The sequence below is a fragment of the Cylindrospermopsis raciborskii Cr2010 genome (assembly GCF_003367075.2).
GTDB classification, from domain to species: Bacteria; Cyanobacteriota; Cyanobacteriia; order Cyanobacteriales; family Nostocaceae; genus Raphidiopsis; species Raphidiopsis raciborskii.
Genome location: NZ_CP065936.1, coordinates 3,701,723 through 3,715,423, shown reverse-complemented (window position 1 = coordinate 3,715,423; position 13,701 = coordinate 3,701,723). Strand labels below are relative to the sequence as shown.

General features: G+C 38.8%; 15 protein-coding genes. 7 read left to right on the top strand and 8 right to left on the bottom strand.

The window, feature by feature from the left end:
* The first annotated feature begins 53 nt into the window (after positions 1 to 53).
* Complete coding sequence (locus C6N34_RS16805) at positions 54 to 935, top strand: DUF5895 domain-containing protein (protein ID WP_006277956.1); 882 nt, start codon at positions 54 to 56, stop codon at positions 933 to 935.
* A 1-nt stretch (position 936) separates the two neighbouring features.
* Here C6N34_RS16805 and mltA read toward each other — a convergent pair whose 3' ends face one another.
* The 4 genes from mltA to C6N34_RS16785 all read right to left on the bottom strand — a co-directional run bounded on the left by mltA (position 937) and on the right by C6N34_RS16785 (position 4,646).
* Entirely contained in the window at positions 937 to 2,229 is a 1,293-nt protein-coding gene (mltA, locus tag C6N34_RS16800; protein WP_115538376.1) for a murein transglycosylase A, read from the bottom strand.
* Positions 2,230 to 2,324: 95 nt separating this feature from the next.
* Complete coding sequence (locus C6N34_RS16795; protein ID WP_115538375.1) at positions 2,325 to 2,777, bottom strand: COG3415 family protein; 453 nt, start codon at positions 2,775 to 2,777, stop codon at positions 2,325 to 2,327.
* Between the two features lie 197 nt (positions 2,778 to 2,974).
* Positions 2,975 to 3,745, bottom strand: a complete 771-nt coding sequence (locus tag C6N34_RS16790) for a hypothetical protein (protein ID WP_057178907.1) — start codon at positions 3,743 to 3,745, stop codon at positions 2,975 to 2,977.
* Between the two features lie 451 nt (positions 3,746 to 4,196).
* On the bottom strand, positions 4,197 to 4,646 hold the full coding sequence (locus C6N34_RS16785; RefSeq protein ID WP_057178908.1) for an NADAR family protein: 450 nt from the start codon (positions 4,644 to 4,646) through the stop codon (positions 4,197 to 4,199).
* 178 nt (positions 4,647 to 4,824) lie between these two features.
* Between C6N34_RS16785 and C6N34_RS16780 the strand changes: the two genes are divergently transcribed.
* Genes C6N34_RS16780 through C6N34_RS16765 form a run of 4 tightly spaced genes read left to right on the top strand, consistent with a single transcriptional unit; the run spans position 4,825 to position 8,880 of the window.
* On the top strand, positions 4,825 to 5,460 hold the full coding sequence (locus C6N34_RS16780) for a DUF4129 domain-containing protein (protein WP_057178909.1): 636 nt from the start codon (positions 4,825 to 4,827) through the stop codon (positions 5,458 to 5,460).
* Positions 5,461 to 5,462: 2 nt separating this feature from the next.
* A complete protein-coding gene (locus C6N34_RS16775; RefSeq protein WP_115538374.1) occupies positions 5,463 to 6,581 on the top strand; it encodes a DUF4350 domain-containing protein in 1,119 nt (372 codons plus the stop codon).
* Between the two features lie 27 nt (positions 6,582 to 6,608).
* Positions 6,609 to 7,559, top strand: coding sequence for an AAA family ATPase (locus C6N34_RS16770; protein WP_057178911.1), 951 nt, complete (start codon positions 6,609 to 6,611; stop codon positions 7,557 to 7,559).
* 1 nt (position 7,560) lies between these two features.
* Positions 7,561 to 8,880 carry a DUF58 domain-containing protein gene (locus tag C6N34_RS16765; protein ID WP_115538373.1) on the top strand — a complete coding sequence of 440 codons (1,320 nt, stop codon included), beginning with the start codon at positions 7,561 to 7,563 and terminating at the stop codon, positions 8,878 to 8,880.
* Positions 8,881 to 8,930: 50 nt separating this feature from the next.
* On the opposite strand, the gene C6N34_RS16760 is transcribed toward C6N34_RS16765, so the two are convergent.
* From C6N34_RS16760 to C6N34_RS16745, 4 genes are all read right to left on the bottom strand, one after another.
* Positions 8,931 to 9,848 carry a DNA adenine methylase gene (locus C6N34_RS16760; RefSeq protein ID WP_096547325.1) on the bottom strand — a complete coding sequence of 306 codons (918 nt, stop codon included), beginning with the start codon at positions 9,846 to 9,848 and terminating at the stop codon, positions 8,931 to 8,933.
* 23 nt (positions 9,849 to 9,871) lie between these two features.
* Entirely contained in the window at positions 9,872 to 10,312 is a 441-nt protein-coding gene (locus tag C6N34_RS16755) for a DUF29 domain-containing protein (protein WP_006277966.1), read from the bottom strand.
* On the bottom strand, positions 10,299 to 10,772 hold the full coding sequence (locus tag C6N34_RS16750) for a DUF29 domain-containing protein (RefSeq protein ID WP_236107267.1): 474 nt from the start codon (positions 10,770 to 10,772) through the stop codon (positions 10,299 to 10,301). Before C6N34_RS16750 ends, C6N34_RS16755 begins: the two co-directional genes overlap by 14 nt.
* 210 nt (positions 10,773 to 10,982) lie before the next feature.
* On the bottom strand, positions 10,983 to 11,387 hold the full coding sequence (locus C6N34_RS16745; protein WP_115538085.1) for a transposase family protein: 405 nt from the start codon (positions 11,385 to 11,387) through the stop codon (positions 10,983 to 10,985).
* 184 nt (positions 11,388 to 11,571) lie between these two features.
* On the opposite strand from C6N34_RS16745, the gene C6N34_RS16740 reads away from it, so the two are divergent.
* Positions 11,572 to 11,955, top strand: a complete 384-nt coding sequence (locus tag C6N34_RS16740) for a hypothetical protein (protein WP_115538084.1) — start codon at positions 11,572 to 11,574, stop codon at positions 11,953 to 11,955.
* 1,169 nt (positions 11,956 to 13,124) lie between these two features.
* Complete coding sequence (locus tag C6N34_RS16735; protein ID WP_065180066.1) at positions 13,125 to 13,481, top strand: hypothetical protein; 357 nt, start codon at positions 13,125 to 13,127, stop codon at positions 13,479 to 13,481.
* Positions 13,482 to 13,701: the final 220 nt, after the last annotated feature.

The window sequence follows — 13,701 nt, the reverse complement described above, 5'->3', positions numbered from 1 at the left end:
AAATGGTAGTACAAAAGAAAACCCTGATAAATTAAACACTGGGATATTCTGCAATGATTACAGCAACAGCTAATAGCAAGTTCGACTTTGAAGATGAAAAATTTAATGCCCCACCCTCCCAAGTTCTCCCTTGGTGTCAAATGATCAATCCTCGCTACGGAGAGGACGGGTTGCAAAGTTATGGTTTGGCTATTAAACAAGATAATGCCCAAGCTGTAGGTTTCAAACCGGATGATAATTGGCAAGAGATAGAATACGAATTTGGATCCGGGGATGTGGATACGGTCTACATTACTACCACTCCCAGGTTGGTGATTATCCGTAGGGGACCTTTGTCAGTGCAGGACCGAGAAACAAAAATTAGGTTAGGTACTTTCAAAGACTACAAAGATGATTTTTTAGCTAATAAACTTAAATTTAAAATCTATACTCGCCATCTGATTTTTCTAGTTGGCGAAAATAAAAAGTTTTTACACCATTCACCTTTACAATTGACCCTGAGTGGTGTGTCAGGTGCTAGTTTTGGTAAAAGTTATTCCGAATATCAACAAGGTAAACTCTCGGGAGGTTTTGCAGGAGAACTAGAAAAAGCTTATGCTGGATTTCAAAAGAAATCCTTAGTTTCTAAAGGGTCTTTGTTTCACGCCCATGGGATTTTTTGCCCCATCATTGAGTGTGAAGAAAGAGGTGTGGAACCAAATATTATTCCAGTCGCTTGTACGGTGGATTATAAACATCCTACCCCTTCTACCTTGACTGATTATATGATTGCTTCAGATTCCCCAGAATCCCAAATCATTTGTCGCACTTTTGAGGAACATAAAGAATTCGGTAAGGAAGCAATAAAACCGGAAATTTCTAAGGGAGAAGTTCCCGGTGTTACCAGCTCCTATGTTTACGCCGATGATGAGGATTTTGCCTATCCTCCCTATTAAGTTAATTCCCTTTGTTGACTTTTGGACACGGACGATCGCCAGCTTTTGTCTCTTCCTTGAGCAGTAAGTAGTATAATGTACCGTTAGTACCCGTAACTCCAGCGCGATCGCCTGCTACTTTCCCAGTTCCCATAAAGTAGTCTACTCGACCAGGTCCTTTAATCGCACTACCTGTGTCTTGGTCTAGGACAAATCTGTCCACCCGGCGGTTTTCCATTCTGTTGTTACCCACAACAAAGGGAAAAGAGGTATTAATCAACGCTAATGCGCCTGGGGGCATGAGGGACTTATCTGTAGCAATAGAACGCTCTGCAGTTACGGGAACGCTCAGACTACCTGTAGCTGGATTGCCATTGGTTTCTCTAAAAAACACAAACCTTTCCCAGCGGGGTAAGTAGTTATCCATTTCTAGGGGATTAGCACGGAAATAACTGAGTAATTGTGGCATACTACCACCAGTTAGTTTGCCATCTTTTACCAGTTCCCTACCTATACTCGTCCAAGGATAGTCCGTACCCCCCGCAAAACCTATGGAGGTTCTTGTTCCATCAGGTAGTCTAATTTGGGCAGATCCTTGAATTTGAATGATGTATGGATCCAGGCGATCGCTAAACCACAGTAGTTCCAATCCGTTTAATTTGCCCTTACCCCCTTGTAAACCATCTTTACCCTCCAAGTCAACCCTTTTAGGATGGGGTTTTGTCCATTGTTTAAAATCTGGTGGAACCCTGTATATGGGATATTGATATATAGCTGTGCGTTCCCGACTAGCTACATATTCAGGTTCGTAATAAGCAGTAAATTTTACCGTACCATTGCCATCGTTACCTATAGACTGGTAGAAGACGAACTCGCGGTTCACAGCTGCTTGTAACTCTGCTGCTGACCGGGAATTTACAACCAGTTCCCTAAAACGTAATAAACTGCGACGCACCCTGTCTAAACTAATTTCCTTAATGGGATAGTTGGCGTATGCTTGAACTGCTCTATTAGTTCTTAGATAATTTAAACTCAGATCAATAGCATTTAATAAAGCCTGGCGATCGCCATTTTTTCCCCATAGTTGTTCATCCCAACCTAGGCATTTTTGAGAATTGCAGGCGCTTTCTGATGTGATTAGTTGTAGCGGTGGGACAACCGGAGGGGGAGTATTTACCTCTGGAGTATTGATCACAGGGACCTGTATGGGTATTGGTTTTGGACTCGGTGTGTTTTGAGCCACAACTGAAACTACGGGACTTGCGAGAGTAATTCCCAGACCCAAGAAAAAGAAACCAAGAGTTTTGATGATCATTTTTGCTGTGTGTACACCAGGAACAAAGTAATTATTACCAGTACCAATATAGCACTCCTCGGAAGTTGGTATATGATTTCCACAGATGGTAAGAATTATAATTGAGTAAGGGACCTAGAAAATGGAATATTTCCCAGCTTCTTTAGATATTCCCATCCTCTTTGGGGGTAAACCTTGCGATTTAACAATTTACTCATCCAGTTTGCCACCTTTGGTCCATTCCATAAACCCCCATCTTCAGGTGGTAATTGTAAAGTTTGCTGCAAAAGCTGTAATTGTTGATTATTCAATAATCTTGCTGTCCCTTTGTTATTTCTTCTGAGATCCCCTAGAATCTCCGTCCCATAAAGGTTGTAACTACGAACCAACTCATAAATCCATGGCACACCATATCCCGTTATTGCAGACACTTCTGCGGTGGTTTTTCCTGACGCTAATAACCATATAGTTTGATAATGAGTGCTTTCAATCTTATTTTGTGATTGCTGATAACGATTTTCCAGCTCTTGAACGGTCAAGTGAGGCTCAATCACAATACACTTTGGCATATCCCCTCCTAGCAAACCCTAGCAAATTAAAGATGTGTTATTCCTGTAGTCACAAGCTACAGTTTAAAAACTGCTGGAGGAGATTTAGGGGAGATATGGTGGAGAAATCGGGGAGAATATCATGGTTTCCTGACAATTATCTCCCTTGACTTTTAGCCAAAGGAGCCCCAAGATTTTTATCTTAAACCGCGTTTCGGTCAACCAAAAAGTCTAAATCGTGAGAGTTTGCTTTCAATAGCAACAGTCAAGAATTGCTTAATCTCATCTGCATCAGCAAATTCTGCTATATGCTCCGCACTTAAATCAAAGGGAAATTGTCCCTCTAATTCTGGACGATGGACATGTACGAACATAATTTGTTCCGTTCGCTTGTGTTCAAACGCGTAACCTATTTCTATACAAACATTGGGACTGGGAATTAACTCAGAGAAATCTTTCCCCTCAATGCTAGTAATTGGTGTGGTATCAGCAATGAATAACAGACTTTTACGGATCTTCCGCATAATTGTGCGGTTTAATCTTAAAGGTTTATTTCTTGACCGGGATGATTCTATCAGTGTTAAGGGCACGCGGGACTTACTATTTAGGGTTGTTATGGTTTCCTGTAGGTTCTCCCTGAATAGGTCACTGGACCTTGCATACTCGGTTTGAAAAGAGAAAAAAATAGTTGGTTCTAACTGTGATAACAAACTTTGTTTTGTCAAGTAAATTTCATGACTAATCAAATCAACGTTAGCCACAGAATAACCACCACTACCCTCAATATAAAATTCTATGGAATCACCTTCCAAATAGTGTTTAAACCAGGTTGCTGTTCTTACCTGGTCAGCATCCTCCAAAAAATCAGCCCGCAAACCAGACTTGAGCAAACTCTTCTTACTCAGACGAATGTCTGGAGGTCGTTTTTCCAACTCTGTAATTGGTTCATAATCCCGTATATACCATGCTCTGAGCGCAATTATTGACATAAACCGCTGTTGACATTATTGAAACTCCCTGCGATCGCTAATTATATCACAAAAATAGGAGAAAATCAGTACAAAATTACCATCAGTAAAAAGTTATATCCACACAGCGCAACACCCAACATCTACCGACTTGGTGACTCCCCACTTTTGCTGATCCTATCCAGGGATGTGCCTGCTTTCACCACCTTGAGCTACTAAGGAATGAATACTGGTCACACTACCCCCTGTGTTACTAACTTGAGGGAATACAAGCACTCGCGTTGGGTGTTGTGGTGTTCAGACGAGACAGATTGTAATTCAACAGCGTTTTCAACCTCTTACTACTTTTTGACTCTAACTCTAGCTGTTCGATCTGCCAGGGAAGCCTCTTTTTTGGCTTCAACTATAGAATAACACCTTCAAATTAGAGTTACCAGAGATTTGCCATTTTTGTAACAAAACGTAATATTCTTCAATTCCTCGACCGAATTTGGTTGCGTATACCCATGAGAATTTTCCCGAGATGGTTTTCTCCTGTCTTATCAGCACCACAACCCCAGAAATAATCTACGGGTGAGTTTTCTACTAATGTTTCATCTCCCGTTCCTAACAAAACCTCCTGGATTTCCTGATGGCTGAGAAATTTCTGCCAAACTGCTGTTTTCATCACATCAATTTTAATCAAATTCCAGTCTGGACGTGATTTACGTGTTTCACATCTTCCTAAAGCAGCAGCTATTTCAGGAGTAGGAGCACTGCGAATTAGAGGTATAATGACATTGTCCTGGGTGTGAACAAACTTTTGCGACTGATAATAATGTTCAACAGTTGCCCAGTAAACACCCTCAATTTCAATCGGATGGGGGGAAAAGTTGGAGAAACAGCCATAAGGTTCACAAACTTTGTAAAAATAAATAGTCATTTGAAAATCGCTCCAAGCTGTTATTGACAAGTATTGACACGTAGCATTAATATATTACACCTAATCACACCCATAGCTACTCTCCAAAAAACTGAACTCATTCCCCACGCTTATATTTTGTCAGCTACTTGCTATACCTTCCCCATTCCTGTACAATCTTTCAAAAGTCAGTTGCAAGATGTCTATTAAAAATACGATAGTTATGGGCAATAATACTTGGGAAAAAACAACCTGGGAATGGGAATTATATTTGTTCAATCAGCGAATACAACAATGGTTAGAATACCAATATTCTCAACTTTTTAAAAACATCCCAGAAAATTCAAGATTCTCCATTAGTGAACAAATCCTGCAAATTCTACAGGTATTATTTTGGCTGATATTGGTTTTATTATTGGGTTGGGTAATTTGGCGTTTATGGCAAGAATTTTACCCGGAAATATATACCTGGTGGAAAAACCTCAGTTCCACCTTTGGTCATCCCTGGGTCCCTGATTCTCCTCCTCAGCTCTCCAGCAATTTCCTATTGGCTAAATCTCAAGAGTTTTACCACCAGGGTGACTATCAAAAAGCCTGTCAGTTCCTATATTTTTCCATGCTCCAACAATTGCACGAAAGAGCGATCGCCCTTCAACAACCAAGTCGCACCGATGGAGAATATTTACAACTACTCCTGGGCACTGTTGCTTCCATTCAACCCTATGAGACTTTAATTACTACTCATGAGCAGTTATGCTTTAGTAACCACAAGGTTTCATCTGAAAATTATCAACACTGTCTTCAGTCCTATCAAGAATTATTCAACTCCCCTTAATTATGCTCCCCCCTAAACGTCGACTTTATCTAAGTGCGATCGCCTTGGTAATGGTGATCTTGGCTATTTTCAGCTTTACTCCTAGTCAGAATATCAAAAATGGTTCTAGTTATAATCGCGGGCCAGAAGGCTATGCTGGTTGGTATGCTTTTATGCAAAATCAAGGGGTAAAGATCCAGCGATGGCAAAAGCCTTTTGTAGAAATTGAGTCAGAAACCAAACCAGTAACCTTGATTCAGGTCAATCCTGAATTAGTGCCAATCAACCTAAATTCGGTAGAAGGCAATTTTGAAGCTCAACAAATTAAATGGATAGGACAAGGTAACACATTAGTTATTCTAGGGATCAAACAACCATCAACAGCAGCAGAATTTACTACCTATCAAGAATCACCCTTGGGTAGAGTCAAGATTGACACTAGCAGAAGATATGTTGAACCCACCAAGGAAGAAGTTTTATTAGGAGATCGTTTTGGTGCTGTGGTTTGGCAGTGGAAATCTGGTAAAGGAAAAGTAATATTTGCCACTACTATCCATCTCGCTGCCAATGCTTACCAGGATGAGGGCAACTTTAGTTACTTAGCAAAATTAGTTACTGATGGTAGTGAAAAAATTCTTGTAGATGAATATATTCATGGATATAAAGATATTAATCAAGATACTAATTATCAGAGCAAACAAGGAAGTTTATTAGATTACTTCGCCAAGACTCCATTATTTCCAATGCTATTACAATTAAGTGTGGTAGTAATATTATTAATTTGGTCTGGCAATCGTCGTTTTGGTAGAGCTATCAAGTTAGATCTACCCATTACAGAAAACAGTCAGGCTTATATTCAAGCATTAGCAGCAATTTTACGCAAAGCCCAATCTAGTGATTTTGTTTTAGAAATGATTGGCAAAGAAGAGCAGTTGCAACTACAAAAGGTATTAGGAATGGGAAACACACCAGCAAACCAAGAGGATTTAATTAAAACTTGGCAACAACAAACTGGTAAAAGTCCAGCGGAGCTAGAAGAATTACTAAAACTACAGACCAGCAAACACCGTATTAGTGAAAAGAACCTGTTAAACTGGTTAGCTAAATGGCAAAGTCTACGGAAAAATCAATCCCTTATCTAAATTTACTTATAAAACAAAATTAAACACATGAGCATAACACATTCATCTGTAATTAACCTGGGAAAAGAAGTAAACAAGGTTATTGTGGGACAATCAGGTTTAATCAAGCAATGTTTAATTGCATTCCTAGCAGGTGGTCACATAATTTTAGAGGGAGTTCCCGGAACTGGAAAAACTTTGCTGGTTAAAGTTTTGGCACAACTGATTCAAGGAGAGTTCAAAAGAATTCAACTAACACCAGACGTGTTGCCATCGGATATTACGGGTACGAATATTTTTGATTTAAACACCCGCAACTTCTATTTGAGGAAAGGTCCAGTTTTTACAGAAATTTTACTTGCTGATGAAATTAACCGTACCCCTCCCAAAACCCAAGCTGCATTACTAGAAGCAATGGAAGAATTACAGGTGACCCTAGATGGTGAAAGTTTGCCATTACCCGATTTATTTTGGGTAGTTGCTACCCAAAACCCCCTAGAATTTCAAGGAACCTATCCCCTACCAGAAGCCCAATTAGATCGGTTTCTATTTAAACTGGTGGTAGATTACCCAGATCAAACAGCAGAAAAACAAATGTTGTTTAATCGTCAATCTGGTTTTACAGGAAAAAGATTAGATATTTCTCATTTAAATCCAGTTACCACTGTAGATAATATACTACAAGCTAGACAAGCTGTGAAACAGGTGAATGTAGCCGAAGCTATAGTGGACTATATTCTGGAACTAGTGAGTAAGACCCGTAAACATCCCGATTTAGCCCTGGGCGCGTCTCCCCGTGCTGCTGGAGCTTGGTTACAAACATCTCAAGCATGCGCTTGGGTTGCTGGTAGAGATTTTGTCACCCCCGATGATGTGAAAGCAGTTGCTGCTCCCCTATTGCGTCACCGTTTGATTTTAAACCCAGAAGCAATGTTAGATGGCTCAAAAATCGATTCGGTCATAACCACTGTAATTAATCAGGTTCCCGTTCCTAGATAGTATGATTCCAGCTAAAAAAGTTTATTTCTTATTGGGTTTAGGAATAGTGATTTCACCCATCTTATCAGTGATTGTGGGTATTTACCAGAGTATTACCTTTACCCTGTTATTTGATTTGGTGGTCATGGGACTGATGGTGATTGACTGCTTCAATATCAGAAGACATCGGGTGAAAATTAGTCGTCAACTACCTCTACGTTTATCTATTGGACGTGACAATTTAGTAATATTGAATGTAGAGTCTGGGAATGTCAATAGTGCTATTCAAATTCGTGATTACTATCCCACAGAATTTCCCGTATCCACATCTAACCTCACAGTTAACCTTCCCCCAAATCATACTCAGGAAGTAAAATACACCATTAGACCCAATCAACGGGGAGAATTTTGGTGGGGAAATATTCAAGTTCGACAGTTGGGAAATTGGGCTCTAGGGTGGGACAATTGGCAAATTCCCCAAAAAACTATGGTTAAGGTATATCCTGATTTGTTAGGACTCAGATCCCTCGCTATTCGTTTAACCCTACAATCTTCTGGATCTATCACTAAATTGCGTCAACAGGGAATGGGAACGGAATTTGCTGAACTCCGTAATTACTGCATGGGGGATGACCTGCGGTTAATTGATTGGAAAGCCACAGCTAGACGTGCTTATGGAAATATGAGTCCCCTAGTAAGAGTTCTGGATCCAGAACAGGAACAAACCTTGCTTATATTACTAGATCGTGGTAGATTAATGACAGCTAATGTACAAGGGTTAAAACGATATGATTGGGGTTTAAATACCACATTGTCTTTGGCATTAGCAGGATTACATAGGGGCGATCGCGTAGGGGTGGGGGTATTTGACTCCCAGGTGCACACCTGGATACCTCCCGAACGAGGACAAAATCACCTCAATCGACTTATAGACAGACTTACACCTATTGAACCAGTATTAGTGGAGTCTGATTATTTAAATGCCATTACCTACGTAGTAAAACAACAGACTCGTAGATGTCTAGTAGTGTTAATTACTGATTTAGTCGATGTTACTGCTTCCCGTGAACTACTAGTAGCGCTATGTAAACTAGTGCCTCAATATCTACCTTTTTGTGTAACACTCAGGGATCCTGGGATTGATCAAATAGCCCATACTTTTAGTCAAGACTTAACACAGGCTTATAATCGAGCTGTTTCTTTAGACTTAATATCACAAAGAGAAATTGCTTTTGCCCAGTTGAAACAACAGGGGGTTTTAGTGCTGGATGCACCAGCAAATCAAATTTCCGAGCAGTTGGTGGAAAGGTACTTACAAATCAAAGCCAAAAATCAGATATAAATCCTTTTGAATTGAAACTTCCCCTGAAAGTCTATATAGAAATCGCTAATTTAGAAATTACTAATTAGCAATTCAAACAATTCACCCCGACAATCACCTTTAGAATTAATATTCCGTCTGGCTTTCACTCGCTTAATATTGTAACCTTGATAAAGGTCATCAAAAAAAGTATTTTCATGATTAAAATTTTTAACATCTGAATTGCTCAATATAAAATAATGTCCATTGACATGTATTTGATCGCAAAAATTTTTAAGTCTAAGTTGATCTTGGTCATTGAAATTTTCCAAAGAGTAGGATGTAAATGCCGAAGTATCATTAATCGGTTTATAAGGAGGATCCAAATAAAATAGGGTCGGTTGTTGGGCATATCTTATAGTTTCTGTAAAATCCCCTTGAAAAATTTTAACATTTTGTAAATGGTAATGGACCGAAACAATATTATCTACATTACAAATTTTAGGTTCTTTATACTTGCCAAAAGGTACATTAAACTTACCTTTTTTATTAACTCGATATAAACCATTAAAACAAGTTTTATTTAAAAACAGCATTAGAGCAGTTTTATTAACTGGAGAAAATTCACTATCCTCTTGATTAAACTCATCTCTTTTGGCTAAGTAAAATTGTTGTTTATTCTCAAGTGAGGTGAGATTATAATAAGTTTTTTCAATTTCTGCCAGCACTAAAACTAATTTCCTGTAATCCTCCTTTATTAGCTTGTAGGTACTTATTAAATTTGAATTAATATCATTGATAATAATGTTATTTATTTGAGGAAAATTTGATAAAATATAAAATAATACTGCCCCCCCACCAACAAATGGTTCAATGTAAGTATAAGTATTATACTTAGATATATGATAACTAATTAGTTTATCAAGTTCATTAATTAATTGAGTCTTACCACCTACCCATTTAAGAAATGGTTTAGGATTTTGTGCAAAAGCTGGATTAAATAAAGACATAAATCTGAGGAATTCCTATAATTTTACTTCGTCCTCTCTGTGGGAAAAAAGTCTCCATCCAAAGTTTGTTCCCAGGAATAAGGACAGGATTGGGGAAAAAGGTCATAAGAAAACCCGGTTTCACGTACAGCTAGGTCTAACCCATTTTGATATGCTGCAAGAAGGACTTCTTTGGTATATGGTTTGAGACTGGGATTCTCTTCCAAAAGGACTTTTATTTCTCTTCTTTGCTCTCGAACCGTCGCTAACCAGCTATTACCTCTGAATTTTGCTTGATACTCCCATTTGAGCAGATGTCCCAGTAAAACTCCCAAGCGGTTTCTCAGCTCCTTTTTTTCCCTTCTCCCCAAAGCTTCTATCTCCTCCCACAGGTTTGGTAAATCCAAACATTCCCATTTACCCTCTTTTATAGCCTTAGCTTGATGTTGCGTCCATGCATAAAAATCCGTTTCATAAAGACTCATAGTATTCTTCACCTTCCTCAAGTTCCGGAAACCAGTTTTCCGTTAGTATGCGATCGCCATCCCAGGGGAATTGTTCAGGGAACTGGTCATAAGCAATAGAGGTTTGTTGGCTTGCAGCATCTTTTGCATCTGCCCAAGCATCTAACCACCACTCTGGGTCTTGTAAACAAGTTTTTAAGCTAGGCGTTTTCTGCAAGCGACATCTAATACGGTCCCGTTGGGTTCTAATTGTTGCTTGCCAACTGGACCCCCTGAGCAAAGGTTGATACTGCCATTTAAGGAGATGACATAACAAGACAGCCATGCGACTAGCTAGTTCCCTTTGTTCGCTCTTACCCACATCCTCTATTTCCTCCGCAATATGCTCCAGGTCAAGCAAGTGAAATTGGCGACTGCGTATAAATTTAGCCTGTTGATTTGCCCAAGCGACAATATCCTCATCATAGTTGGTAGCATTCATCCTAATTTCTCCTTTTCGCCAGCGATCGCTATTCCTCCTATCTCCTAAATTATATCGCTACAAAATTTTTCCCATTTTTCCCTTTGACCACAAAAAACTTAATTTTTTCTTATTGTTCATCTTTATATTTATATATGATACATGTATTAGAGCTGTTGGGAAATAAAAGCATATTTCCGGATGACAGAACTTCCCCCATCCCGATTGAATTTATGCTGCATCTAAATAGAAGTTCCATAGCCCTGCACTGACCAACATCAATTGATCATCAAAATCGGTCACACGATTCCTATATACAGAATGTACACAGTTATATCTCTTAATTCCAGAGTGAGCGTGCTCACACACAACTCGCTGACGACTGAGTTCTCGATTCTCCTCCTTTTGCTGCTGTGTTAACTCCTTACCTTTCGGTTTCTTGTGTGGTAAATGGACATTGACAAATTCTTTCTCCAACCCATGAAAACCCAAATCTCCCTCTATTGCTACTTCATCAGGAATGTATTGCACTATCTCTGATTCATGGAGTAACCGTTTGTCATGCACTTTACCTGCTCTGGTTTTCGTCCGAATAATCACTCGTTCTTGATTCAGGACGCGGTCTAACTTCAACATTAATGTCACCCTACTTGTCTGCTTGATTATTATCCCTTATTTTCCAACAACTCTATTATGAACCTCGTGACCTGTTCTTTTTTCGTATGCAACTAACTAAAATGTTAAGTCATATTAAATTTTCAGATATTTTTATAGCTAAAGATGTTAGTATACTGAGCGTAAACTTACCGAACACGTAAAAATGAAATTCTTTACTTCCTTAAAAAATCTGCTTGTCTACTCATTAGTATTGTTGGTTTCAATTGGCAGCTTGTTGTTTGCTCCACCTATCGCTATTGCTACTCCCGTAGACTTTGTAGGTGTACAGTCTATTATTGATACAACAGGACTAACTGCCCAGCAAACTGATGACTTAATTCTGTATTCATATTATAGTGTTGATACAAAAGGATTAACTGTCGAGCAAATTGATCAATTAATTGCATATTACAGGGGCGAGAAAAAACAGGTTTCTGAAAGCAAAATTCTGACAGTGGACACAATTAAGGAAATTTTAAAAGACCTTAACGCGGAGATTAATAATTTAATTGCAGCAAAGAAAGCTTTATTAGGAACTACTAGTTAAGTAAGTCTAAATCGTTACCTAGTCCTCATGTTTTCACCTCTCCCCGCTCTAAAGAGACGGGGATTCATTATAAATTATCTTACCATCCCATAAACATAGTTTTTTCTTATTGTTCATCTTTTATATATAAGTTAAGGGACTAACTTAATATTTTCACGTATTTGAGCGCTATTTTTATCCCTTCGACCACAGAAAAACTTATCTCAACCCCCTATAAATATAATTTTTTCTTATTGTTTATCTTTTATATACGAATTTATGGGTTAATACGATTGTACAACCATTTTAAGTTATACAACCCCAAATAATTTGGTCACGTTTGGTAAATTGCCTGTTGGGTTTTCTCCACCCAACAATAATGGAAATCTATATCCCGCTGGTGTTTCAATACTACTAATATTTGATGTTCCCCCCTTCGCGAAAGAGCGATCGCTTGTAGGTAGGCACAATTATTTGTAGGATGGTTTATCCATGCGGGCGTTGGGTTTCATCCTTCAACCCAACCTACATTGTCTTATATTTAATTCCACTCACTACTATTTGATATTCGCGAGCGATCACTACTCCTTATCTATCTCCTAGCACCGCACGATTTTTCCCATCTTTGGTAATTACCCCCGCGCCCATTTTTTTCTCCATCGGGGGGGTTGACTATTGTCTCTTGGACATGATACCCTCATAATGGAAATCTGTGCACTTTTTTCGCGAATGCTCACACTCCATTATACTCAACCCTCATAGTACCACATTTTTATCCCTTCGACCACAGAAAAACTTATCTCAACCCCCTATAAATATAATTTTTTCTTATTGTTTATCTTTTATATACGAATCTATGGGTTAATACGATTGTACAACCATTTTAAGTTATACAATCCCAAATAATTTGGTCACGTTTGGTAAATTGTCTGTTGGGTTTTCTCCACCCAATAATAATGGAAATCTATATCCCGCTAGTGTTTCAATACTACTAATATTTGATGTTTCCCCCCTTCGCGAAAGAGCGATCGCTATCTATCTCCTATTACAGCACCGCAGGATTTTCCCCATCTTTGGTAATTACACCGGAAGTCCTATTAATTTCAAGTGAGGATATCTAGGCGCCGATTTTTTCTCCATGGGGGGGTTAAAATATAGTTAGCTAAGGTTGGTTTTACTTTATAGGTTTTATGACTCCAGTTATTTTGCAAAAGCTTAATCCTATCGTTCTTGAAAAACTCAAATATCTTGCTCAAAGTCATCAACGGACTTTAGAAGAAGAAATCACATCTATTCTTGAAGATATCACGGAAAATACACCTATAATTACGCCTCAAAATAGGGGCTGGTTTCCTGGTTTTTTTGAGGAAGTTATTGGTGGATGGGAAGGAGAACCACTGGTTAGGGAGCATCAAGCAGAAGCGCAGGAGAGAGATTTTTTGTCAGGATTTTTCCCATCTTTGGTAATTACACCGCAAGTCCTATTAATTTCAAGCGAGGATATCTATTTACCCACGCGCCGATTTTTTTTCAATGGTAGGGGTTGACTATTGTCTCTTGGGGATGATACTCTGACAATGGAAATCTATGCACTTTTTTTATAAATGCTCACACTCCATTATAATCAACCTTCATAATACCACATTTTTATCCCTTCGACCACAGAAAAACTTATCTCAACCCTACTGATATTTGATATTCCCCTTCGCGAAAGAGCGATCGCCATCTATCTCCTATTACAGCACCGCAGGATTTTCCCCATCTTTG

Bases quoted from the DNA above. Each gene is read 5' to 3' on its own strand.
- C6N34_RS16805 (WP_006277956.1), top strand. From the start codon at position 54: ATGATTACAGCAACAGCTAATAGCAAGTTCGACTTTGAAGATGAAAAA.
- mltA (WP_115538376.1), bottom strand. From the start codon at position 2,229: ATGATCATCAAAACTCTTGGTTTCTTTTTCTTGGGTCTGGGAATTACT.
- C6N34_RS16795 (WP_115538375.1), bottom strand. From the start codon at position 2,777: ATGCCAAAGTGTATTGTGATTGAGCCTCACTTGACCGTTCAAGAGCTG.
- C6N34_RS16790 (WP_057178907.1), bottom strand. From the start codon at position 3,745: ATGTCAATAATTGCGCTCAGAGCATGGTATATACGGGATTATGAACCA.
- C6N34_RS16785 (WP_057178908.1), bottom strand. From the start codon at position 4,646: ATGACTATTTATTTTTACAAAGTTTGTGAACCTTATGGCTGTTTCTCC.
- C6N34_RS16780 (WP_057178909.1), top strand. From the start codon at position 4,825: ATGTCTATTAAAAATACGATAGTTATGGGCAATAATACTTGGGAAAAA.
- C6N34_RS16775 (WP_115538374.1), top strand. From the start codon at position 5,463: ATGCTCCCCCCTAAACGTCGACTTTATCTAAGTGCGATCGCCTTGGTA.
- C6N34_RS16770 (WP_057178911.1), top strand. From the start codon at position 6,609: ATGAGCATAACACATTCATCTGTAATTAACCTGGGAAAAGAAGTAAAC.
- C6N34_RS16765 (WP_115538373.1), top strand. From the start codon at position 7,561: ATGATTCCAGCTAAAAAAGTTTATTTCTTATTGGGTTTAGGAATAGTG.
- C6N34_RS16760 (WP_096547325.1), bottom strand. From the start codon at position 9,848: ATGTCTTTATTTAATCCAGCTTTTGCACAAAATCCTAAACCATTTCTT.
- C6N34_RS16755 (WP_006277966.1), bottom strand. From the start codon at position 10,312: ATGAGTCTTTATGAAACGGATTTTTATGCATGGACGCAACATCAAGCT.
- C6N34_RS16750 (WP_236107267.1), bottom strand. From the start codon at position 10,772: ATGAATGCTACCAACTATGATGAGGATATTGTCGCTTGGGCAAATCAA.
- C6N34_RS16745 (WP_115538085.1), bottom strand. From the start codon at position 11,387: ATGTTGAAGTTAGACCGCGTCCTGAATCAAGAACGAGTGATTATTCGG.
- C6N34_RS16740 (WP_115538084.1), top strand. From the start codon at position 11,572: ATGAAATTCTTTACTTCCTTAAAAAATCTGCTTGTCTACTCATTAGTA.
- C6N34_RS16735 (WP_065180066.1), top strand. From the start codon at position 13,125: ATGACTCCAGTTATTTTGCAAAAGCTTAATCCTATCGTTCTTGAAAAA.